At 27.3% G+C, this 25350-nt stretch carries 20 protein-coding genes and 1 pseudogene; 7 read left to right on the top strand and 14 right to left on the bottom strand.

The window, feature by feature from the left end; all coding sequences use genetic code 11:
- Positions 1-316: 316 nt before the first annotated feature.
- Positions 317-547 (top strand): DNA polymerase III subunit theta, encoded by a 231-nt coding sequence (locus FD728_RS01215; protein ID WP_159933999.1) that lies wholly within the window; start codon positions 317-319, stop codon positions 545-547.
- 362 nt (positions 548-909) lie between these two features.
- Here FD728_RS01215 and FD728_RS01210 read toward each other — a convergent pair whose 3' ends face one another.
- Both FD728_RS01210 and zwf read right to left on the bottom strand, forming a co-directional pair.
- Complete coding sequence (locus FD728_RS01210; RefSeq protein WP_159933997.1) at positions 910-2979, bottom strand: S9 family peptidase; 2070 nt, start codon at positions 2977-2979, stop codon at positions 910-912.
- Positions 2980-3716: 737 nt separating this feature from the next.
- Positions 3717-5192 carry a glucose-6-phosphate dehydrogenase gene (zwf, locus tag FD728_RS01205; RefSeq protein ID WP_159933995.1) on the bottom strand — a complete coding sequence of 492 codons (1476 nt, stop codon included), beginning with the start codon at positions 5190-5192 and terminating at the stop codon, positions 3717-3719.
- An 845-nt stretch (positions 5193-6037) separates the two neighbouring features.
- Here zwf and pyk point away from each other — a divergent pair.
- On the top strand, positions 6038-7480 hold the full coding sequence (gene pyk / locus FD728_RS01200) for a pyruvate kinase (RefSeq protein WP_159933993.1): 1443 nt from the start codon (positions 6038-6040) through the stop codon (positions 7478-7480).
- Between the two features lie 117 nt (positions 7481-7597).
- Here the strand turns inward: pyk and lpxM are convergent, their stop codons facing one another.
- Positions 7598-8590: a lauroyl-Kdo(2)-lipid IV(A) myristoyltransferase gene (gene lpxM / locus FD728_RS01195; RefSeq protein ID WP_370516240.1), complete on the bottom strand. Its 993-nt coding sequence runs from the start codon at positions 8588-8590 to the stop codon at positions 7598-7600.
- A 419-nt stretch (positions 8591-9009) separates the two neighbouring features.
- The gene (znuA, locus tag FD728_RS01190; protein ID WP_159933991.1) at positions 9010-9954 is read right to left on the bottom strand and encodes a zinc ABC transporter substrate-binding protein ZnuA; all 945 of its coding nucleotides are present in this window, start codon (positions 9952-9954) and stop codon (positions 9010-9012) included.
- An 86-nt stretch (positions 9955-10040) separates the two neighbouring features.
- On the opposite strand from znuA, the gene znuC reads away from it, so the two are divergent.
- Positions 10041-10796, top strand: a complete 756-nt coding sequence (gene znuC, locus FD728_RS01185) for a zinc ABC transporter ATP-binding protein ZnuC (protein ID WP_159933989.1) — start codon at positions 10041-10043, stop codon at positions 10794-10796.
- Positions 10789-11574, top strand: coding sequence for a zinc ABC transporter permease subunit ZnuB (znuB, locus tag FD728_RS01180; protein ID WP_159933987.1), 786 nt, complete (start codon positions 10789-10791; stop codon positions 11572-11574). Before znuC ends, znuB begins: the two co-directional genes overlap by 8 nt.
- Here the strand turns inward: znuB and ruvB are convergent.
- From ruvB to aspS, 7 genes and pseudogenes are all read right to left on the bottom strand, one after another.
- Complete coding sequence (ruvB, locus tag FD728_RS01175) at positions 11571-12584, bottom strand: Holliday junction branch migration DNA helicase RuvB (protein WP_159933985.1); 1014 nt, start codon at positions 12582-12584, stop codon at positions 11571-11573. The two genes, znuB and ruvB, sit on opposite strands and share 4 nt — an antisense overlap.
- An 8-nt stretch (positions 12585-12592) precedes the next feature.
- Positions 12593-13195, bottom strand: coding sequence for a Holliday junction branch migration protein RuvA (ruvA, locus tag FD728_RS01170; RefSeq protein ID WP_159933983.1), 603 nt, complete (start codon positions 13193-13195; stop codon positions 12593-12595).
- Between the two features lie 64 nt (positions 13196-13259).
- Entirely contained in the window at positions 13260-13790 is a 531-nt protein-coding gene (gene ruvC, locus FD728_RS01165; RefSeq protein ID WP_159933981.1) for a crossover junction endodeoxyribonuclease RuvC, read from the bottom strand.
- A 101-nt stretch (positions 13791-13891) separates the two neighbouring features.
- Positions 13892-14089, bottom strand: coding sequence for a hypothetical protein (locus FD728_RS04785; RefSeq protein ID WP_370516246.1), 198 nt, complete (start codon positions 14087-14089; stop codon positions 13892-13894).
- A gap of 89 nt (positions 14090-14178) precedes the next feature.
- Entirely contained in the window at positions 14179-14397 is a 219-nt protein-coding gene (locus tag FD728_RS04780) for a YebC/PmpR family DNA-binding transcriptional regulator (protein ID WP_370516245.1), read from the bottom strand.
- Positions 14380-14538: pseudogene (locus FD728_RS04775) on the bottom strand (YebC/PmpR family DNA-binding transcriptional regulator); the annotation flags it as partial. The gene FD728_RS04780 and the pseudogene FD728_RS04775, both read right to left, overlap by 18 nt.
- A 656-nt stretch (positions 14539-15194) precedes the next feature.
- On the bottom strand, positions 15195-16949 hold the full coding sequence (aspS, locus tag FD728_RS01155; RefSeq protein WP_159933979.1) for an aspartate--tRNA ligase: 1755 nt from the start codon (positions 16947-16949) through the stop codon (positions 15195-15197).
- Positions 16950-17451: 502 nt separating this feature from the next.
- Between aspS and cmoA the strand changes: the two genes are divergently transcribed.
- The 3 genes from cmoA to argS are packed head-to-tail and all read left to right on the top strand — an operon-like array spanning position 17452 to position 20914.
- Positions 17452-18177 carry a carboxy-S-adenosyl-L-methionine synthase CmoA gene (gene cmoA / locus FD728_RS01150; protein ID WP_159933977.1) on the top strand — a complete coding sequence of 242 codons (726 nt, stop codon included), beginning with the start codon at positions 17452-17454 and terminating at the stop codon, positions 18175-18177.
- Positions 18174-19142, top strand: coding sequence for a tRNA 5-methoxyuridine(34)/uridine 5-oxyacetic acid(34) synthase CmoB (gene cmoB / locus FD728_RS01145; RefSeq protein ID WP_159933975.1), 969 nt, complete (start codon positions 18174-18176; stop codon positions 19140-19142). Before cmoA ends, cmoB begins: the two co-directional genes overlap by 4 nt.
- A gap of 29 nt (positions 19143-19171) precedes the next feature.
- Complete coding sequence (gene argS / locus FD728_RS01140; protein ID WP_159933973.1) at positions 19172-20914, top strand: arginine--tRNA ligase; 1743 nt, start codon at positions 19172-19174, stop codon at positions 20912-20914.
- 241 nt (positions 20915-21155) lie between these two features.
- Here the strand turns inward: argS and kdsA are convergent, their stop codons facing one another.
- The 3 genes from kdsA to prfA all read right to left on the bottom strand — a co-directional run bounded on the left by kdsA (position 21156) and on the right by prfA (position 24171).
- Positions 21156-21992, bottom strand: a complete 837-nt coding sequence (gene kdsA / locus FD728_RS01135; RefSeq protein WP_159933971.1) for a 3-deoxy-8-phosphooctulonate synthase — start codon at positions 21990-21992, stop codon at positions 21156-21158.
- A gap of 242 nt (positions 21993-22234) precedes the next feature.
- Positions 22235-23089 (bottom strand): peptide chain release factor N(5)-glutamine methyltransferase, encoded by an 855-nt coding sequence (gene prmC, locus FD728_RS01130; protein ID WP_159933969.1) that lies wholly within the window; start codon positions 23087-23089, stop codon positions 22235-22237.
- Positions 23089-24171 (bottom strand): peptide chain release factor 1, encoded by a 1083-nt coding sequence (prfA, locus tag FD728_RS01125; RefSeq protein WP_159934462.1) that lies wholly within the window; start codon positions 24169-24171, stop codon positions 23089-23091. The genes prmC and prfA overlap by 1 nt, the downstream gene beginning before the upstream one ends.
- Positions 24172-25350: the final 1179 nt, after the last annotated feature.

Below are 25350 nucleotides of genomic sequence, written 5' to 3'. Positions count from 1 at the left end.
ATATTAAGTTTAATAATTAGTAGCACATGTAAAACATATGTTATTCATAACAACATGAGTTTTTAACTTAAATTTATAAATTAATAAATTCATTTAATCTATAACAAATACAATTATTAATAATATTAATAGATCTAATATCTAGAATTTAAGTTTTATCTTAATGAAAATGAAAAATGTTAAATTTAATTGATAAATTTTTATTTTAAGAGTATGATACTATATCAATTCCAAAATTAAATAAAAACTTATTTAAATTAATTTAAATAACTAACCTAAAAATTTAACTTTAATAATAGATTATTTTAAGAAAAATATGAGTTACAATATTGCTTTCCTTTCTCAAGAAAATAAAAATAAATTAAAAATTGATTTAATAGCTGCTAGCATAGCTTTTAAAGAACGTTATAATATGCCAGTAAGTATTAAAATGATAGAGAGAAAGTATAATAAATCAAATGATTTAAGAAAATTATTCAATCAACGATTAATATTTTACCGGTCAATATCTCATAATTTTTCTTGCTTACGATATGAATATAAATAATAATTAATCATTAAATAGATTAAAAATGTTTTTATTCTTAAATGTAATTTAAATTTAATAATTACATGTACTATTTTTATTTTAGTAAAAATTATGGTAAATAAATAACTTCTCATTATGTAGTTAAAACATATATATAATTATTTACTATCATAGTTTTATTATTAATTTATTTAAATATAATATCAGATATTAATCTGAAATATTTAAACATAATATAGTAAATATTTATATGTTAATTTAAAATAATCTTAAAATTAACCTCAATTTTTTTTTGTAAAAAAATAGCATATTTAGAATCAATGAAATAATATTTCATGTGAAATATTATTTCAAATACCTTACAAACCTATTCATAATAATCAATTATTTTTTAATAATGGAAAACCATCTTTCGATAAGCTAATTAAAAAAGTATATTCTTGAGATAAAATCTCATAATATTTAAAACGACCAGATTGCCCACTATGCCCAGAATTCATATTAATATATAAGAGTAATAACGAATCATTAGTTTTCAATTCTCGTAGTTTTGCTACCCATTTTACTGGTTCCCAATACTGTACTTGGGAATCATATAAACCAGTAGTAATATACATATGTGGATAAGCTTTAGCTTCAACATTATCATATGGACTATATTTACGAATATATTTATAAAATATGGATTGTTCTGGATTACCCCATTCATCATATTCATTTGTAGTTAATGGAATTGATGGATCAAGCATAGTTGTTAATACATCAACAAATGGTACTTGAGAAACAATACCATGAAATAAATGTGGAGCTATATTAACTACTGCTCCAATTAGTAAACCACCAGCACTACCTCCCATTGCATATAATTTTTGGGGATTACCATAACCTTTTTTTACTATACCTTTAGTAGCATCTATAAAATCAGTAAAACTATTCATTTTATTTTGTAACCGACCATCATCATACCATTCTTGTCCAAGTTCTCCACCACCACGTACGTGAATGATAGCATAAATAAAGCCTCGTTCTAATAAACTTATACGGCTGCACTCAAAATCAGCATCAATAATGCTTCCATAAGCACCATAGCCATATACTAAAAGAGGATTCTTACCTAATTTAAAAAACTTACGATGATATACTAAAGAAACTGGCACTTTAGTGCCATCACGTACTGTTATCCAATGATATTCACTTTTATAGTGTTGAGCTTTAAATCCTGTTACTAACATTTGTTTTAAAATTTGACGCTTACCAGTGTTCATATTTAATTCAAATATAGTGCTAGGTGTTGTCATTGATGAATAACCATATCGTAGTAGATCATTATCTGGAAATGAATTATATTCCAGCCATGTGGTATAAGTAGGATCTGTAAATGAAATATCATAGCTTTTATGATCTTTCCAGTTTATATAACGTAAAGTATGTAAGCCATGTTTAATTTCTTCTACAACTAACCAGTTACAAAAAATTTGAAAATTCTTTAAAAAAACATTATTTCGTGCAGGGATAATATTCTTCCAATTATTGTTTTTTTTAAAACAAACACTACGATAAAAACCAAAATTTTTTCCATCTTTATTAGAAAGAATATAAAATTGATTATGATAGTGATCAATTTTATATTTATGATTTTTTTCCCTTGGAGTAAATATTTTGGGTTTATTATTAGAGTAATTAGCATCTATTAATTGAATTTCACTAGTTGTAGTACTAAAAGACTGAATGAGGATGAATTGTTCAGAAGTGGTTTTATGAATACTAAGATAAAAACTATCATCATTTTCTTCATATATTAAATGATCTGTAGATTGAGGTTGTCCTAATTCATGCTTCCATATTTGATATGTACGCAATGTTTTACAATGCTTACGTGTATAATATATAGAATGTGAATTATTAGCCCAAGCAAATGTTTCTGATGAATTAATTAATACTTCTGGATACCAATTATTATATTCAAGATTCAAAAATCTTATTTCATATAATCTACGAGAAATAAAATCTTCAGAAACAGCCATTACTAAATTATTAGGGCTAATACTTAATGCTCCTATATTATAAAAATTACTTTGTAAAGCACGTTCATTACAATCTAACAATAATTCCCACGGTTCTTTATTTTGTTCTTTATCTACTGATTGCCGAAAATAAGATGCATATTCATTATCAACATCGTAACGAGTTTGATACCTATATTTATTTTTTGTAAAAGGTACAGAGTAATCTTTTTCTGGAATACGGTTTATTATTTCAGATAAAAGATTATTTTGTAAATTATTTTGCAGAGACATTATGGTCTGGCTATATTGATTTTCTATACTTAAATAATCAAGTACTTCAACATTTTGTCGATTATCATCTCGCAACCAATAATAATTGTCGATACGTGTATCATCGTGCATATTCATAATATGGGCAATTTTTTTAGCTTGCGGTTGATTCATCAATACTCCTTAATACTCCTTATGTTTTACTTAGTAAATAATTATCATATAATTTTTCTTAAAATAAATATAAGTATTATCGTTATGATTAATTTATAATTTAATAAAATTTAATAAAATATAATCTATTAAATATAATATCACTAAAATTGGTATTAAATAATAAAATATGAATTAATATTGTTTTCACTTAAATTTATTAAAAATTTTCAATAAATAAATTATTATTTCTAATATCAAAATTAAATATATTTATATTACCATAAAAACAATAATATTATTAACATATATTTTTTTTATAATAGATATTCATTACATTATTTATGATTCACTAATAAAAAAAATTATAAGTATATATTTACATATAAATAAATATTTTATTTATGATAAAAAACGATTAATATTACTAATATTTTAAGATTACATTATTCTAATTAAAGATTAAAGATTAAAGATTAAAGATTAAAGATTTATTATCTTTTGATAAAAATTAGATTTATAAAGAAAATTTTAGGTTAAATACTAATAGTTAATTGCTATTCATATCTTAAAAAGATTGTTTTATTTTATTTTATTTTATTTTAAATTTCTCACTTGAACATCACTTATAACATACATTTATATTAATATATTTTTTTAATTGATAATTAAGTTAATTTTTTAAAAGAAAAATATATTAATATATATAGTAAGTTATGTTAAATATATATAATAAATAAAAAAACTAATATAAATAGTTATTTAAATTCATTCCATGAACGCCCATCACGACTAATCATTGCTACAGAAGCTATTGGTCCCCAAGTTCCAGCCTTATATAATTTTAATGAATTTGTATCTGTGCTCCATGCATCAATAATTGAATCAACCCAATTCCAAGCAGCCTCTACTTCATCACGACGGACAAAAAGTGCTTGAATACCACGCATGCTCTCTAAAAGTAATCTCTCATATGCATCAGCTAAATGTGATTGAGTAAAAGTTTCTGAATAACTTAGATCAAGTTTAGTAGTTTGTAATTTATGCTTATGATCTAAACCAGGCACCTTATTTAAAATTTCAATATCTACTCCTTCATCTGGTTGTAGACGAATAGTTAATTTATTTTGTGGTAATTTTACATAATAATCTTTAAATAAATTCATTTCTATATTTTTAAAGTAAACTACAATTTCAGAGCATTTAGTCGATAAACGTTTACCTGTACGCAAATATAACGGGACACCTGACCATCGTCTGTTATCAATATCAACTCGAATTACTACAAAAGTTTCAGTAGTACTATGTTTATTTGCTCCTTCTTCTTCTAAATATCCTGGTACTTTCCTACCTTGTATAAACCCAGATGTATATTGTCCACGTACTGTTTTTTCATGAAAATTAGCTTGATCAATACGTCGAAGTGATCGTAATACCTTTACTTTTTCATCGCGGATAGAATCAGCGCTTAAATCAGATGGTGGTGACATAGCAATCATAGTCAGGACTTGTAGCAAATGATTTTGAATCATATCACGCATTTGACCAGCTTTATCAAAATATCCCCAACGACCTTCAATACCTACTTCTTCTGCAACGGTAATTTGAACATGGTCAATAGTACGATTATCCCAATTATTGATAAAAATAGAATTGGCAAACCGTAATGCTAATAAATTTAGAACAGTTTCTTTACCAAGATAATGATCTATGCGAAATACCTGACTTTCTTTAAAAAATTTTTCAACACTGTCATTAATCTTTTTTGAGGTTTCTAAAGAATTACCAAGTGGTTTTTCCATAACTACACGTGCTGATTTTCCATTAAGTTTAGCGGTTCCAAGACCTTCACAAATAGCTCCAAAAGTATGTGGGGGCATTGCTAAATAATTAATAGTAATGCGATTTTTTTGATCAAGCATTTGTGCTAGTTTAAGAAAATGAGTACTGTAATTGACATCGAGATTACAAAAATCAAAACGATTTATAAATTTACTCCATAAGACTTCATCAATTTTTTCGTTCATGAAGGTTTTTAGTGATTCATTTACTACTTTAGTATAAGCTGCTTTATTCCAATTTGCTCGGCCTACACCAATAATACGTGTAGTTTCATGAATCTGTCCAATTTTTTCTAGTTGATATAGTGAAGGTAATAATTTACGACGTGCAAGATCTCCTTTTGCTCCAAAAATAACTAAATCGCATGCTTGGACTGTTTGTTTTATTGTCATTTTTTTTCTCATTATAGAATATAATGAATATTTAATCATCTTCATTATTAAATGAATTTATATTGTATTTTTACGATAAGATTAATTTTAAAATCTTATAAAAATATATTTATTATTTTAAAAGAAAATATTTTTATAAATATAAATAATCATACTTATTTATATTTAGTAAATATATATTTACTATAGTAATTTAAAGATGATAAAAATCTTATTTATCTTAATAAAAGATAAAGTTTACAAAAATACAAGATACTTTGTTTTGAAAAATATGTTAATAATTTGATACATTAATAAATATAAGATGATATAAAAACTATTTTTATAAATATGAGTTAATTATTAATTATTAAGATCTATAGTTTAAATATAAATTATTTAATAATATATAAATAATTTTATATATTATTAATACTTTAAATATAAATATTGTTATTGAATATAATAGATTTAATATGAAAAATCATATTTTATTTATTAATTTATATGATAAATATATTGGTTTTATTTGAAATATGCTAAAATCAATTAGGAAAATTCATATAAAGTTATTTTAAAGAAAAGTAGTTTTTATAAATAAAATTTCCGATTAAATCTGTTATAAGTTTTTATTTATATTTATAGATATAAATAAAATTTACAATACTTTAATGTTAATAATGTCAATTTACAATTTATTGATAACTAATTTGTTATCCATTGTTTAGATATTTGCGTAGTTGTATAAACTACATTAGTTTTTAAAATAAATAAATATATTAAGTTTTTATCTAAAAATAAAAACAATAAATTTTTATATGATTATATTTAATAAATTATAACAATACGATGTCAATGGAGTCTTCATGTTTAGACGTTTTAGAAGAACTAAAATAGTTACAACATTAGGACCTGCTACAGATCGTGATAATAACCTTGAAAGGATTATAATAGCAGGTGCTGATGTTGTACGCTTAAATTTCTCTCATGGTACATTAGAAAATCATCAGAATCGTGCTAATAAAGTACGTCAAATTGCATCTAAATTAGGCAAACACATAGCTATCTTAGGTGACTTACAAGGACCTAAAATTCGGATATCAACTTTTAAGGATAATAAAGTTTTTCTTTATATTGGAGACCAATTTATTTTAGATGCTCATCTTAAAGAAGGGGAAGGAGATAAAGAAAAAGTTGGTATTGATTATAAAAGTTTGCCAAAAGATGTTATACCAGGAGATACTTTACTATTAGATGATGGTCGTATTCAGCTTAAAGTTCTTAAAGTTCAAGATATGAAAATTTTCACTAAAGTTATAGTTGGCGGTATATTATCTAATAATAAAGGTATCAATAAGCTTGGTGGTGGTCTTTCTGCTGAAGCACTTACAGAAAAAGATAAAAATGATATTATGATTGCTGCTAAAATTAATATTGATTATCTGGCAGTTTCTTTTCCTCGTAATGGACAAGATATGAAATATGCTCGTAGTTTAGCAAACGATGCAGGTTGTTATGCTAAATTAGTAGCAAAAATAGAACGTGCTGAAGCGGTTGCTACACAAAAAGTGATTGATGATATCATTTTAGCCTCTGATGTAATTATGATAGCACGAGGTGATTTAGGTATTGAAATCGGTGATCCAGAGCTAATTGGTATTCAAAAATCATTGATTAGTCGTGCTCGTCAATTAAATCGTACTATCATTACTGCAACACAAATGATGGAATCCATGACAATTAACCCCATGCCTACTAGAGCTGAAGTTATGGATGTAGCAAATGCAGTTTTAGATGGAACAGATGCAGTTATGCTGTCGGCAGAAACGGCTACAGGTCAGTATCCAATAGAAACTGTATCAGCAATGGTTAAAGTTTGCTTAGGAGCAGAAAAAATTCCAAGTGTGAATATTTCTAAACATCGCCTTGACGTTCAGTTCAATAATATTGAAGAAGTAATTGCTATGTCAGCAATGTATACAGCTAATCATCTACAGGGAGTATCAGCTATTATTACTATGACAGAATCAGGTTATACTGCACTTATGACATCCCGTATAACTTCTGGTTTGCCAATTTTTGCTATGTCACGTCATGAAAGTACGTTAAATTTAACAGCACTGTATCGTGGTGTTATACCTATTTATTTTAATAATAATGATGATGGTGTTGGAGCAGCTTATCATGCAATTAGCTTATTACGTAAAAAAGAATTTCTTATTTCTGGAGATTTAGTCATTGTAACTCAAGGTGATGTTATGGCAATGACTGGCACTACAAATACTAGTCGTGTTTTACGTGTAGAATAATATTAAGTATTAAAGTATTTAATATAATATAATTATATTATATTCTAATATAAGGTATTTTAGTGAAAAATATTTTATTATAAAAAAGTAAATTAAATTAGATTTCTTTATTTTTCCTTATGGATATATATCCTTACGTATATAAGGTTCAATCTCTCCTTCTTTTCTTGTTTTTAGTAATTTTAGACTCCAAGTATATTGTTCAAGGTGTGGTCGTACAAGTATTTCAACTTCTTCATTCATGCGACGAGCCAATGTTTTATTGCTAGCATTTATTAAATCATCCATTGGTTGACGTAAATAAATTTCTAACCTATGAGTGGCACTATTATATACTGAAAAAAGAGGAACTACGCGAGCTTGACAAACTTTCATTAATCTTCCTAAAACAGGCATAGTAGCTTTATACGTGGCAAAAAAATCTACGAATTCACTATTTTTAGCTCCGTGATCTTGATCTGGAAGATAATAACCATAGTAACCTTGACGAACCGAACTAATAAATGGTTTGATTCCATCATTACGCGAATGTATACGACCACCAAAACGACGACGTATAGTATTCCACATATAATCCATAAGTAAATCGCTTTGATTATGAAACATAGCTGCTATCATATGCCCTTCAGATGCTAGTAACATTGCTGGCATATCTAAACACCAACTATGTGGTACAAGAAAAATAATATTTTCTTTTTTAGCTTGGAGTTCATCGATAATCTCGCGTCCATACCAATCTACTCGTTGACGTAAGCGTGCTGGATTACGCATTCCTAATTCTGTCATCATTACTATTGCTTGAGGAACGGTTGAAAACATTCGATCCGTAACTTCTTCACGTTGTATTTCACTTAATTCAGGTAGACAATAAAAAAGATTAATAAGTGTACGACGACGTGCATTTTTTGCTGATTTACCGATAAATTTACCTAACCTGCTAAGAATTGGATCTCGCATTTTTACAGGTAGCATAGCCATACTTATTAATATGCCTATTACTAGCCAGCTACGCCAATATTTAGGTTTCAAAAAAGAAGAATGGAAAACGGGAATAAATCCAGTATTATGTTTATTTTTATTTATCACAATTATACCTTTAAAAAATAACATAAATAATCAACTCCTATTATTTAGGATAGTTGATTTTATAAAACTGATATATCCATATCATTAGGTAAGTAAAACGAGTAAATTTTATTTACTATATAATTATTTGTAATCAATCTAATTAAATCACAAATTAATACGTAGTAATCATACTTAATATTATATGCTATATATTATATGCTCTGTTCTTTTTTATCGGAAAATCGTATTTGCTAAATATGTTATCTAAAATTATTAGGATAAATGCTATTGATTAATAATATCTTATATCAAATGAATTTAATCTTTAATAATTTTCTTAATAAAGATTTAAAATCTATATAATTTTATCATAAAGAAAAAATATTTAAATAAATATCTATCTTACTTTTACGTACGTTTGAATATTATATTATTCATATATAATATAATGATATTTTATTTTAATCTTTGAGCAAACAACTCTTGTATTGGTTTGATAATTGTAAAAGAAATTTTGTATAACTATCTTTAGATAAATTAATATTTATGCCTAATGGATCAAGAATAGCTTTATTTATTTTAATCCCACGAGATACAGCATTAATAATAGATGGAGTAAATTGCGGTTCAGTAAAAATACATATAGCTTTTTTCTTAATAAGTTGTTTTCTTATTTGATATAAATGTTTTAGTCCTGGTTGAATGTCAGGATTAATAGTAAAATAACCTAAAGGTGATAAATGATAATGTTTTTCAAAATAGCTATATGCATCGTGAAAAACAAAATAACCTTTATTCCGTACAACTGTCAGTTGTTCTTCAATATATTTATCTACTGTATTTAAGAGTTCTTCGAAGTGTTTTAAATTAATATCAAGTTTTATTTTGTAATTGGGTAAAATTTCTAATAATTTTTTATGAATTGCGATAGCTGATTGTTTAGCAATCTCTGGAGACATCCAGATATGTGTATTAATATTCATTAAATTATTATTACAGCAATTTAATATTGAAGTATGATAATTGATAGTATTATTTTTTTCTTTTTTATCTTCAGTTTTAAGAAATAGTGATTTAAGAGCACTGATATTAGTAATGATTAATTTTTTTTCTGCAGGTAATTCAGACGCTAATTTAGCAAGGAAAAATTCTATTTCTGGTCCATTCCATACTATTAAATTTGCATTTTTAATACGTCTTATATCAGATGGTCGTAAAACGTAATTATGTTCTGAGACGCCATCTGGTATTAATACTTCAACCGGTATAATATCATCAGCTATTGCAGCTACAATAAACCCAATAGGTTTAATTGATACAATTATTTTAGAGTGAGCATGTAGTATGTAAAAGTTAGTAATTATTACAGTATAAAGAATTAAAATCAAGTTCTTATTATGTAACATAATTCATCATTCTCTAATTATTCACATAATTAATTTAAACAATGTAGTATTATAGAGATTATCTATATTTACTACAAATAAATATTATGTATTCTCTTGTTACAGTTGAAAATATTTCAGTTACTTTTTCCCAACGTCCAGTATTAATAGACATTAGTTTATCTATAGAATCTGGAAAAATTATTACATTACTTGGCCCTAATGGTGCTGGTAAATCAACATTAGTACGTACAGTCCTTGGATTAATTACACCAGCTAAAGGTATTGTAAAACATGCTGCTAATTTAAGCATAGGTTATGTACCTCAAAAGCTATATATTAATCCAGCAATACCCATTAACGTAGAGCGTTTTATGCAATTATGCTGTAAAAGCAAACGCGATATTCTTAGTACATTGCAACGAGTACATGCTAATCACTTACTTTATACTCCATTACAAAAGCTATCTGGTGGTGAAACTCAACGCTTACTATTAGCTCGTGCTTTATTAAAACATCCTAAATTATTAGTACTAGATGAATTGACACAAGGTGTTGACATAAATGGACAGATTATGTTATACAATTTAATTGATCAGTTGCGTCGTGAACTTAATTGCGGAGTATTAATGGTATCACATGATCTGCATTTAGTAATGGCTAAAACTGATGAAGTATTATGCCTAAATCATCATATTTGTTGTTCTGGAACACCGGAAGCAATATCAAAACATCCAAAATTTATTGCTATGTTTGGTTCACACAATGCACAGCAATTAGCCATCTATCATCATGATCACAATCATCGTCATGATTTACAAGGACATATCGTCCTTCATGATAGGGAAAAATATCATGATTGAATTATTATTTCCTAGTTGGCTTAGTGGAGTTTTTCTATCAATAGTAGCTGGTCCATTGGGTTCATTTATAGTTTGGCGTCGTATGTCTTATTTTGGCGATGCCCTTGCTCATGGATCATTATTAGGCATAGCATTAGGATTTATATTCAACGTAAATCCATATTATACAATGGTTATAATAATAATTTGTCTAGCATTTGGATTAGCATATCTAGAGTATTATTCTTACTTAGAAATTGATGCTTTATTGGGAATTATGGCTCATAGTTTCTTGTCGTTAGGTTTAATCGTAGTTAGTTTAATAAGTAATTTACGTATAAATTTAATGTCTTATCTATTTGGAGATTTACTAGCAGTAACATTAAGAGATGTATATATAATATCAATTATTGTAATTGCAGTATTAATAATAATTGCTTGGCAATGGCGTTCACTATTGTTAATGTCTATTAATCCAGAGTTAGCACAGATTGATGGCATTAATGTTCAACGGACTCGTCTTATACTTATGCTAATTACTGCATTAACGATTGGGGTAACTATAAAATTTGTTGGTATATTAATAATGACTTCATTATTAATAATTCCTGCTGCAACTGCCCGTCGTTTTTCACGTTCACCAGAACAAATGGTTGTATTAGCCGTTGTAATAGGTATTATTTGTATTACAGGAGGATTAAGTGTTTCTGCTATTTATGATACACCTGCAGTTCCTTCTATCGTACTTTGTGGAACTTTATTATTTGTCATTAGTTTATTTAAAAAAGTAATAGCTTAAAAAAGACTTGTTTTATTTTTGATACCAAAGTGTTTGTAAGCATGTTGTGTAGCTATACGGCCGCGGGCAGTACGCTGAATAAATCCTTGTTGAATTAAGAAAGGTTCAATTACATCTTCAATAGTTGCGCGTTCTTCACTAATTGCTGCCGCTAAATTTTCTAGACCTACTGGACCACCAGTAAATTTATTAATAATAGCCAATAAAAGCTTTCGATCCATATAATCAAACCCTTTATTATCTACATTGAGTAAATCTAGTGCACTAGTCGTAACCTCTTTACTCATCTCTCCATTAGCACGTACTTCTGCAAAATCACGTACTCGACGTAAAAGTCTATTAGCGATACGCGGAGCTCCTCGTGCACGCCGAGCAACTTCCAATGATCCTTCTTCGCTTAATTTTAATCCTAAATAAGTAGCGCTACGACTAACTATGCATTGTAAATCTATAATACTATAAAATTCAAGTCTTTGTACTATACCGAACCTATCTCTGAGTGGAGATGTTAATAAACCTGCCCTTGTAGTTGCTCCAATCAAAGTGAATGGTGGTAAAGTAAGTTTGATAGAGCGTGCAGCTGGACCTTCTCCAATCATAATATCTAACTGATAATCTTCCATTGTTGGATATAATATTTCTTCTACAACTGGTGATAAACGGTGAATTTCATCAATAAAGAGAATATCATGTGACTCAAGACTAGTTAATATAGCAGCCAGATCTCCAGCTCTTTCTAATATTGGACCAGAAGTAGTACGTAAATTTACCCCCATTTCATTAGCGATAATATTTGCTAAAGTAGTTTTACCTAATCCAGGAGGACCAAAAATTAATAAATGATCTAGTGGATCTCCACGTAATTTTGCAGCTTGTATAAATATTTCTAATTGTTCACAAATCTGTGATTGACCAACAAATTCAGATAATAACTTTGGACGAATAGCACGATCAAAATTATCTTCATTATTAAAAGAATGGTTTGAGATCAAGCGATTTGATTCAATCATAAATTACCTCAAATAGATGCAAGTAAAGCATTACGGATTAAGGTTTCACAATCAGTATTAGGTTTAATAACTTTACTAATCATCCAGCTAGCTTCTTGTGGTTTATAGCCTAAAGCTATTAAGGCCTCAACAGCTTCTATCTCTGTTTTTTGTATTTCATATTCTATAGTTGATGATGCCATGTTAACTTCAAAAAGATTATTATATTTCTTATTAAAACGATCTTTCATTTCTACTACTAAACGTGCAGCGGTTTTTTTTCCTATGCCTGGTAACTTAATCAGAGATGTAAATTTTTCATTTTTTATCGCTGCAATAAACTGCTGTGCCGACATGCTAGAAAGTATAGCTATTGCTAATTTTGGACCTATGCCATTGACTTTAATTAATTCACGAAATAATGTTCGTTCTTGTTTTTTATTAAATCCAAATAACAGTTTAGAATCTTCACGTCCTACGTATTGAGTCAAAATAGTAGCTTCTGAATTAATTTCTGGAAGTTCATAAAAACATGTCATAGGCATATGTACTTCATAACCTATTCCATATACCTCAATCAATACTAATGGAGGTGATTTCTCTAAAATATTACCTCGTAAACGACCTATCACTTAAATATTTCCTTATTTTTAACTATTTAAATTACTGATTTAATCGACTCTTTTCATTTTTTTATTAGGATCTAACTTGCAAACGTCCACTTTTCAAAAACATTTGCTTATTGTGAATACGTAATGCGTTCTGCCTAATATGACAATGAGTAATAGCAATTGCTAATGCATCAGTAGCATCTGTTTGAAGATTACACGGTAACTTCAAAAGTATACGAACCATATGCTGCATTTGTCTTTTTTCAGCATTTCCTATCCCAGTAATTGTTTGCTTAATTTGACGAGCTGCATATTCAAATACTGGTAGGTTATAATTGACTGCTGCAACAATAGCAGCTCCACGAGCTTGGCCAAGTTTAAAAGCCGAATCCACGTTTTTAGCCATAAATACTTGTTCAATAGCAAAATAATTAGGAGAAAATTCAATAATAATTTTGCTTATTTTAGAATAAATAATTTTAAGTCGCGATGGTAAATCATGGATACGAGTACAAATAAAACCACTGCTTAAGTATTTAATATGATTCTCGGTTTGATCAATAATACCATATCCAGTAAAGCGAGAGCCAGGATCGATTCCAATAATTATTGACATTGTAGTTCCGGATAGTCTTTATATAAAAAAATATTATTTTAACTTTTATGAAGTTAATAAGTTAATTAGAAATCTCTCCATTATGGTCAACTTTTTATACATCATGACATTCTTCTAATCATCGTAATTAAGCTTACCATTTTAGGTGTAGTTTTGGTATTCAATTTTATTGTTTTATGTGGAATCATGAAAATTTCAATACTATTAGCTTTTAAGTTAATTTTTTTTAATTTATAAAGTACATTAGTAAGTTTTTTCCATGCAGTGAGTATATTAATAACTCCATGATCATATTTAATAACATCTTTAGCATTTCACTCTATAGCAGCTTCTATTATAATATCATCATTGTATATTATTGATGTAAAAGAAATTATATCTTTTTTCTTTAATAGGTGAGATACACAACCATGCTTAGTTTTCCTCTTTTCTTTACCAAAACATAACGTATTTTACTAACCGTACAATGAAGATTATCCGTGAAACAATCTACTATTATTGCTAAACCACCTAGTTTATAACCTTCATAAATAATTTGTTTAAAATTTAAATTATCTTTATAATCGAGACTAATTGTAATTGCACGGTTTATCGTATTCCACGTCATATTATTAAATAAAGTTTTATCTATTATTCGTAGACGTGGTTTTGAGATAAGATCTGTTCCTCTTAATCTAGCTATAGTAATTAACTCTTGAGTAATTTTAGTAAAAATTTTACAACGTTTAATATCTGATGCTGCTTTTCGATATTTTGTATTTGTTTATTTATTATGACCGGCCATTTTCTTCGTTTTTCTTTTTCAAGAATTGATTATAAAAATTGATTACTATTTTTCTTTTTTAAAAGTTAAGTCTTTTATAGAGTTTCATGTACAAGGACATTTTTTATAATTAGCTTAATAAAAAAATATATTTTTATTTTAATTATATAACGTATCATATATGTTCTATTACATTTTAAATGTAATATCATTATTTTATTTTTTATGAATTCATTTAAAACAGCAAAAATATTTATGTAGTAGAAAATATCTTCTATTTTTCTTTATAATAATATTAAATACAATTTTTATATAAAAGTTTTATGAACTATTTCAACGAAATAAGTATTTTATATTTTTTAGAACTAAAAAATATAAAATACTAAAAACACTATATGTTTTATATATATTTGATTTAAATGAATGATTTAATAAAAAATATAGTAAAAATTTGAATAATCTTATTATATTTATATTTTTAAAAAATTTAAAATCAATAGCTAATACTAATGAAAGTACAAATTAATTAATCTAATTAATAGATGTAAATTATTTATTTATTAATGGATATTAAACTATTAAAAAAATAAATATTAATAGAAATAAATATTATTTATTTTAAAAAACATTATTTAATTTCTTTAAAAGGGTTTAATTCCCAAAGAAGCTAATATTTCAGGATAAACTTTATTTGGTGATTGCGTCATTAAGCAAGCCATTGTTGTAGTTTTTGGAAATGCTATTACATCACGAATATTATCAGTCCCTGTTAATAACATTATTAAACGATCTAGTCCAAATGCAAATCCAGCGTGTGGAGGAGTTCCAAATTTTAAGGCATCAAGAAAAAAACCAAATTTATCACGTTGTTCTTCTTCACTTATACCTAAAATATTAAAAACTAATTTTTGCATTTGTCTATTATGAATACGTTCAGAACCACCTCCTACCTCATATCCATTGATAATAATATCATAAGAATTTGCAATAGCTTTCATTGGATTTTCTGCTATCTGTTCTAACGTAATGCCTTTAGGAGCAGTAAATGGATGATGATTAGCAGCTATTAAGCCATCTTCTTTATATTTAAACATTGGAAAGTCAATAATCCATACTGGTGCCCAAGAATTTTGTTCGGTAATATTCAAATCCAAACCTACTTTTAATCTTAATTCTCCTAATGCATTATTTACTACTTTTGCATTATCAGCACAAAAAAAGATTAAATCACCGTTTTGTGCAGAGGTTCGGTTTAAAATTGCATCAATAATATTAGTACTTAAATATTTCGCTATAGGACTTTGTATATTTTTTAAATTTTGTGTAGGGTTATTTATTTTCATCCACATTAAATTTTTAGCACCGTAATCCTCAATAAACTTACTATATTGATTAATTTTTTTTAATGTAAGGATACTACCTCCAGGTATAAGCATTGCTACAACACGACTATTAACATTATTAGCTGGTTTGGAAAATAGTTTAAAGTTAATATTTTTTAATAAATCAGCAATGTCTATTAACTGTATTTTATTACGAAGATCTGGTTTATCGGAACCATATCGGTTTATAGCTTCTTTAAATGTAATCTGTGGAAATTTACCGATATCTATTCCTTTAATATTAATCCATATATCGCGAATTAAACGTTCCATTATTTCACGTACTTTATCAACTTTCATAAAAGATGTTTCAACATCGATTTGCGTAAATTCAGGTTGGCGGTCAGATCGTAAATCTTCATCGCGAAAACATTTGACAATTTGATAATATTTATCAAATCCAGATATCATAAGTAATTGTTTAAATAGTTGAGGAGACTGTGGCAGAGCATAAAATTTACCTTTTTGTATACGACTTGGAACTAAATAGTCACGTGCTCCTTCAGGAGTAGCTTTGGTTAACATAGGAGTTTCAATATTTAAAAAATCTTCATTTTCCATAAATCGATGTACAAAACTAGTGACCTTAGAACGAATTTTTAGACGTTGTATCATTTCTGGATGTCGTAAATCTAAATAACGATAGGTTAATCGTACTTCTTCACTATTGTTCTGTTTTGAATCTATAGGTAACTGTTCTGCATAATTAATGATATTAAGTATATACGCGAATATTTCCACTTCACCAGTTACTATATTATCATTTTTATTTTGTTCGTTTCGTTTATATACAGTACCAATAACTTGAATACAAAATTCATTATGAAGTTTAGAAGCTATCTTAAAAACTTCTTGAGAATCATGATTAATAAATACTTGCACTATACCTGTGTGATCACGTATATTAATAAAAATTATTTTACCTAAAACACGACAACTATTGACCCAACCGCAAAGTGTCACTTGTTGACCTACATGAGATAAATTAATTTTACCACAATATTCAGTACGCATAATATGCCTTTTAATTTAATTAAAAACTATTATTAATATATATAATTATGTAATTAACTTATATATAATATGATTAGCTAAAGTAATTATTAGCTAAAATAATTAAATTTATTATTTAAAATATTTAATCAATAATTAGAAGATAAGTTCGAATAAAATTCGATTAATTATATAAATCGAAAGGATTTAAAAATTAAAATTAATAAAAATAGTTTTTTCTATTTTATTGATTATATCCATTTTATTGATTATATCCATTAAATTATAGTAAAATGAAATTATAAAATATATATATAAAAATATTTATATATTTTATTTATTAAATGCATATTTTACCATTTATTTTCTATACAATGATAATTATCATTGGTTTATAAAACCAAATAAAAAACAATATAAAAAAATTATTAAATTAAAAATTATTTTTTAATTTAATTTATTAAAAAATTTGTACTGTTTTTAATATTATTTTTTCAAAGAGAGTTATTTTAGGTATTTTATTATGTCATATCGAGATATACTCTTTTCTAAACCTATTAGTAAAATAAGAGATTGGAAGTTTGATAAAAAAGTAGTTGAGGTATTTCCTGATATGATTCAGCGTTCAATACCTGGTTATTCTAATATTCTGTTAATAATTGAAATGTTAACAAGACGATTTGTAAAACCAAATAGCCAAGTCTATGATCTTGGTTGTTCTCTTGGAGCTGTAACGCTTTCTGTACGTCGGAATATTAATGTACCAGGATGTCATATTATTGCTGTAGATAATTCTCCAGCAATGATTGAACGATGTTATTATCTTATTGAAACATCTTATTATCCTTCAGTTCAAGTATTAAAAGCTGATGTGCGTGATATTTCCATTGATAATGCCTCATTAGTTATCCTTAACTTTACATTACAATTTTTGGAAATAGATACACGATTAGCACTTTTAAAAAAAATTGCTCAAGGACTAAATCCTGGAGGTGCTTTGATTTTATCAGAAAAAATCTGCTTTGAAGATCCTAATATCAGCGAATTAATATTCAATATGCATCATGATTTTAAATTAGCAAACGGCTACAGTGAATTAGAAATAAATCAAAAAAATAAGATGCTAAAAAAAATTATGCCTATCAATAGTATTGAAACACATAAAATATGTTTGAAAAATGCTGGTTTCACTCATATTGAACTATGCTTTCAATTTTTAAATTTTTGTTCAGTATTAGCATTAAAATGATAAATTTTAATCTTTTTTATCAACAAATTGCCACTGAATCTTTATCTATATGGTTACAATTTTTACCAGTAAAAATTGCAATTTGGCAGCGAAATAACATACATGGTAAATTTAATATTTGGGATAAATCTTTAAGTAATATACCATTATTAAATCCACAATATTTAGATTTAGTTAACAATGTAAGTGCACAAATAAATAATATTAGCACTTCTCAACGTAATAGCATAGAAAAATTATTACGTAATTTTATGCCATGGCGTAAAGGTCCATATTCATTATATGGAATATACATTGATACAGAATGGCGTTCTGATTGGAAATGGAATCGTATATTTCCAAATATTTCATCTTTAAAAGATCGTACAATACTAGATGTAGGCTGTGGTAATGGTTATCACATGTGGCGTATGGTAGGTGCAGGAGCAAAATTAGTAATTGGTATCGATTTAGTTCAACTTTTTCTATATCAGTTTGAAGTCATACGTAAGCTATTAGGTAATAATCGTAATCTTCATTTATTACCACTTGCTCTTAAACAGTTACCAATAACAAAATCTTTTGATACAGTCTTTTCTATGGGGGTACTTTATCATTGCCGTTCACCTTTTGATCATCTTTTACAATTAAAAAATCAATTAGTACATAATGGTGAATTAGTATTGGAAACATTAGTAATTGCAGGAGATAAAAATACTGTTTTAGTACCAAGTAAACGCTATGCTCAAATGCGTAATATTTATTTTATTCCTTCTGCTAAAGCACTTAAAAATTGGTTAGAAAAATGCGGATTTGTAGATATAAAAATTATTGATTCTACTAGTACATCTATAAATGAACAACGTCAAACAAATTGGATGACTAGTAAATCTTTAGCCGATTTTCTTAATCCTAACGATAATACTAAAACAATTGAAGGATATTCTTCTCCACTTCGTGCTATATTAATAGCACGCAAGCCATAAAGATAATATCAATATACAAGGTTAATAACTTGAATGTTAAAAAGATTATTTATAATAGAATTTTTGGAGCAATGATAGCTGCAGGAATTCCTCCTCATTTTAAACCTAATGTTTGTCAATCTACCAAAATACAATTTGGTGATTATCAAATTAATGGAATTATATCTATAGCGAAACAGCTTGGTCAATCACCAAATAATTTAGCACAGAAAATTATACAATATTTAAATTTAAATGCTATAGCGAGTAAAGTCGAAATTGCCGGTCCTGGTTTTATTAATATTTTTCTTGAGCGTACATGGTTATCTCAACAAGCTACTAAAATTTCACAATTACCTTATCTCGGTATTGATAAACCATTAATGTCAAAAACGATTGTTGTCGATTATTCTTCTCCGAATGTAGCAAAAGAAATGCATGTAGGTCATTTACGTTCTACTATTATAGGGGATGCTATTGTAAGGACATTATCTTTCTTAGGGCATAATGTAATACGCGCTAATCATCTAGGTGACTGGGGCACTCATTTTGGTATGTTGATTGCTTATTTAACACAATATAAAAATCAGTATAATGATAAAAATATTTCATTAGCTGATTTAGAAATGTTCTATTGTAAAGCTAAATGTAAATACGATGAAGATGAAGGATTCGTTAAACTTGCACGTGATTATGTAGTTAAACTACAAAATGGTGATATAAATTGTCGTAAGATATGGAAGAAACTAGTAGATATTACGATGAATCAGAATCAAAAAATTTATGATCGTTTAAATGTTACATTGACTAGTAAAGATATAATGCCTGAAAGCCTTTATAATGATATGTTACCTAATATTGTACATGATTTAATTAAAAAAGGTTTAGCAGTTAATATTAAAGGGACAACAATAGTTTTTCTTAATGAATTTAAAAACAAAAAAGATCAACCTATGGGAGTTATTATTCAAAAAAATGATGGAGGATATCTTTATACAACTACTGATATTGCCTGTGCTAAATATCGCTATGAAAAATTACATGCTGATCGTATGATTTATTATGTAGATTCACGTCAGCATCAGCATTTACAACATACATGGAGTATAGTACGTAAAGCTGGTTATGTTCCAGAATCAGTAACGCTAGAACATCATGCATTTGGTATGATGCTCAATAAAGATGGGATTCCTTTTAAAACTCGTAGTGGTAGTACGATTAAGCTAGCTCATCTATTAGATGAAGCGGTTGAGCGTACTTTTATAATCATGAAACAGAAAAACTTAAGGATGTCACAGCAAGAGTTATTAAATTTATCTGAAATAATAGGTATTGGTGCACTTAAATATGCTGACTTATCAAAAAATCGTACTACTGATTATATATTTGATTGGGATAATATGTTAGCACTTGAAGGTAATACCGCTCTATATATGCAATATGCATACACTCGTGTAATTTCAATATTTCGTAAGTTAGACATTGACATTGATAGTCTAAGCGGTAACAGCAATATTTTTATAACACAAGAACAGGAAGCTCAATTAGTGATACGTTTACTACAATTTGAAGAAAATGTCATACAAGTAGCGCACGATGGTACTCCGCATTTAATGTGTTCTTATCTTTATAATTTAGCTGTTACATTCTCTCGTTTTTATGAAAAATGTTCAATTATTGCTGTTAATAATAATAAAATACGTCAAAGCCGTCTTCAATTGGCATTGTTAACTGCAAAAACTTTAAAACAAGGTCTTGATATGTTAGGAATTAAAACAGTCGAACGCATGTAAAAATTACATAAAAAATTTTAAAGTTATAGTTAATCATAACATATTTTAATTTTATTTATATGAAAATATTCAATAATAAAAAATTATAAATAAAACAAAAAATAATAGATAAAAGAAATAGTCTATATATAAAAAATATGTAATTTACAATGCAATAAGTTATTTTCAATAAGTATTAAATAAAATTAATATTATTAATTATTCTTTAAGTAAAGTATATATATGATATATACCTAAAATATTAGATATAGCTTTTTACTAAGTTATCAATTGCTTTAATTTGTACTAAAAATGATTCTAGTTTATGTAATAATAGTGCAGATGGACCATCGCATTTAGCACTATTTGGAGTTGGATGAGCTTCTATGAATAGACCAGCAATCCCAACTGCTATACCGGCTCGTGCTAGTTCTCTTACTTGCGTACGGCGACCTCCTGAAAATGATTTCATCGAGTTACGTTTTTGAAGAGAATGTGTTACATCAAAAATTACTGGACTATAGTTAGAAACTTTTTTCATAATATTAAAGCCAAGCATATCTACAATTAAGTTATCATAACCAAAGTTACTACCTCGTTCACATAAAATAACTTTATCATTACCATTTTCAATAAATTTTTCTGTAATATTACCAATTTGATTTGGATTAAGAAATTGAGGCTTTTTTATATTAATAACATTGTTAGTTTTTGCTATAGCTTTTATTAGATCAGTTTGACGTGCTAAAAAAGCCGGTAGCTGAATGACATCTACTATATCAGCTACTGTTTGAGCTTGCCAACATTCATGTACATCAGTCATAATTTTAACATTAAATGTTCTTTTGATTTCTTCAAAAATCTTCATTCCTTCTTCTAGTCCTGGACCACGATAAGATTTAATAGAAGAACGATTAGCTTTATCGAAAGAAGCTTTGAATACATAAGGGATATTAAGTTTATTAGTTACCTTTACATAATGTTCACAAATACGCATAGCAAGATCACGTGACTCTAAAACATTCATTCCTCCAAATAGAACAAATGGTAAATTATTTGCTACTTTAATATCATCAATATAAATTATTTTTTGTTTCATGAATATTCCCTTTTACCGAATACTACTAAAAAAGACTTAAAATATTAGTATATTATCGATGTATTTAAAATCATTCATATAATAATTAAGATCAGAAGATAAAAATAACTAAAATATAATTTTTATTTATATTAAATAATAAAATACTCAATTAGATTAATATGCGTAAAGTAATTAAAAAATTAAATAACAAAATAATTTAAGCATTAATTTGATTATATGTACAGATAAAAACCAATAATTTACATGAACTGACCTATTGTAACACGTGGATTACCTCCATAATCATTAATAGTAGTTATAGATTGATATCCATATCGTTTCATCATTTTACTTATTATTATACCCTGTTGCCAGCCATGTTCTAATAAAAGCCAACCTTTAGGTTTTAGCCACTTAGGAGCAGTACTGACTATAATTTTAAGATCTGCCAATCCTTTATCTTCTGCTACTAATGCGCTAAGTGGTTCAAAACGTAAATCTCCTTTTTTTAAATGTTCATCATTAATATCAATATATGGTGGGTTACTAACGATACACTCAAAAAGTTGAGGTACAAGATCACTAAACCAATTACTAATTTGAAAATATACATTAGTAATATGTAATCGTTCTGCATTATTTTTTGCTAAATTAATAGCATCAAATATTCTATCACAACCTGTTATATGACAATCTATACGTTCTTTAGCTAATGCTAACGCAATAGCACCACTTCCAGTTCCTAGATCTAATAGGGAACAAGGTGTTGAAGGAAGATAGTTCAATGTCTGTTCTACTAAAACTTCAGTATCTAGACGAGGAATTAAAGTAACATTGCTAACGTGCAATGATAATGACCAAAATTCGCATTTACCTATTATATAAGAAATAGGTTCACCTTGAATACGACGTCTTAATAGTTTATTCAATTGTATTAAATGCATTGGATGGAGTTTAATATTATTAAATGCTAGTAACCAACCATTTTTCTTTCCAGTAATGTAAGAGAGTAAAATCTCTACATCACGTTTTGCACTATTACTATCACTATTACTATTACTATTACTATTACAAAGCATAAGAATAGCTTTTTTTTGCCACGCACAGATATTCATTAATGTTGTTCAGCTAGCTCACTTAATTGATTAGCATGATATTCTTGTATTATTGGTTCAATTAGTAAGTCTAGCTCTCCTTCTAGAATTTTATCAAGATTATAAATTGTTAAATTTATACGATGATCAGTCACACGACCTTGCGGAAAATTATAAGTACGAATACGATCAGAACGATCACCTTTACCTAATAAGTTACGACGCGTAGATGCTTCAATTGCTTGGCGCTTAGCTAATTCTGCCGAATAAATACGACTACTTAGTACTGATAATGCTTTAGCTTTATTTTTATGTTGTGAGCGTTCATCTTGACATTCTACTACAATTCCTGTAGGTAGATGTGTAATTCGAATTGCTGAATCAGTAGTGTTTACATGTTGTCCTCCAGCTCCGGAAGAACGAAAAGTATCAATTTTTAAATCACTAGGATATATTTTAGGTAATTCAGTTTCTGGTAATTCTGGCATTACTGCAACAGTACAAGCTGATGTGTGAATACGTCCTTGAGACTCAGTTTCTGGAACACGTTGCACACGATGACCACCTGATTCAAATTTCATCCGACCATAAGCATCATTACCAGTAATACGTGCAATAATCTCTTTGTAACCACCGTGTTCTGCTTCATGAATACTAATTATCTCTAGTTGCCAACTTCGTCCTTCAACATATCTGCTATACATTCTAAATAGTTGACCAGCAAAAATTGCTGCCTCATTACCCCCAGTACCAGCTCGTACTTCTATAAAGCATGAACGCTCATCGTTTACATCCTTTGGTAATAACAATAGTTGTAGTTTATGTTCTAATATATTAGATTTTTTACGTGAGACTATTAGTTCTTCTTGTACAAGATCCCGTATCTCTAAATCATTAAGAAGAATTTCTATATTTTTAATTTCCTTTTGAACTTGTTGCCATTCTCGGAAACAACTAATCACATCGTTAAGTTGTACATATTCACGTGATAATATACGGAAACGTATTTGATCAGAAATTACTCCTATATCAGTTAACAATCCTTCTAATTCTTCATGGCGTTTTTGCAGTGATTCTAGTTTAGAAAAAATAGATATTTTCATCATTTAATTTATTAAAGTATCCTAAATTATAATTAATGATAAAATCAGTTATCTCAGACCAAGGCTATCACATAAAATGTGTAAACTTTAATATCTCCATCACGCATTGCCTGTTCTAGTGATTTATATCATGTTGTACAGCAGATAATGCACGTTTTAAAAGCATTATACGTATATTATGAACATGAAAACGATATTAACAAATTCTCTCAATTACGTTTTGTACACGTAACCAAGCTATAAATTATTTATTTTCTTTTATAATAATATCTTTGGCTTATATAGCAGTAACTTTATGTTGAGCTATATTATTTTTTAATAATAACTTGTAAATTATCTAAATTATAAAAATAAACATTGGCTAGATCTCCTATTACTGGATTAATATCATGCAGAATAGTAATATCTATTATTAAAATAGGTTTATTTCACTTTATTTTTAATACATGTTCAATCATTATTTTACTTAATAAGTAATAGGCTAGTAGTTTAAGTAATAGGCTAGTAATTGAGAAATGATAATATCAGCATCCGCAAAACGTGGATTAATATCTATAATTAATAAAAGAAATTTTGATTTAATTTTATTTGCAAGAAGAAACAGTCGCTGACAAGTACGATTAACAATAATCAACTTTCGTAAGTCACATTGATTTTAGTGACGATTAACAAAATCCATTATTTCATCAGTACTAATTACCATAACATTAACTATATTCATGGATTTAAAAATTTTTCGTTAAAGTGAACAAGTAGCAAAAACCAATGATACTGCACTATTTCCAATATCTATTTCAATATGTATACGCTTAGTAACTGAAAAAGTTTTTTGAAACATACGCTTTAATTCACTACAAAGTGAATAGCTACGCTGAGAATCAGAAAATTCTTTTTTGCTTGACTAAGAATTTATAGTTCACCTAATACTAGAGAATTTAATCCTTTAGCGACATGCATTAAATGACTAACAACATCATTATTCTAATTTAATAACAAAAACTATTACGTATATCTTCTTCACATAAAGAGTTATAACTACATACTCAAAACATAATTTTTTCTTGTATATTATTATGTTCCTTGACTTAAAGATACAGTTAAGTTACAAGTAGAAAAAATTAATCCACTTTGTACTATTGGTTAAGATAATAAGCTATTCAATGCTTTATTTAGTTTTCT

Origin of the sequence: Pantoea sp. Aalb (genome assembly GCF_009829985.1) — a bacterium.
Taxonomy (GTDB): Bacteria; Pseudomonadota; Gammaproteobacteria; order Enterobacterales; family Enterobacteriaceae; genus SZZU01.
The sequence above is the reverse complement of the archived record's forward strand: the minus strand, read 5'-3'. Positions and strand labels throughout refer to the sequence as shown.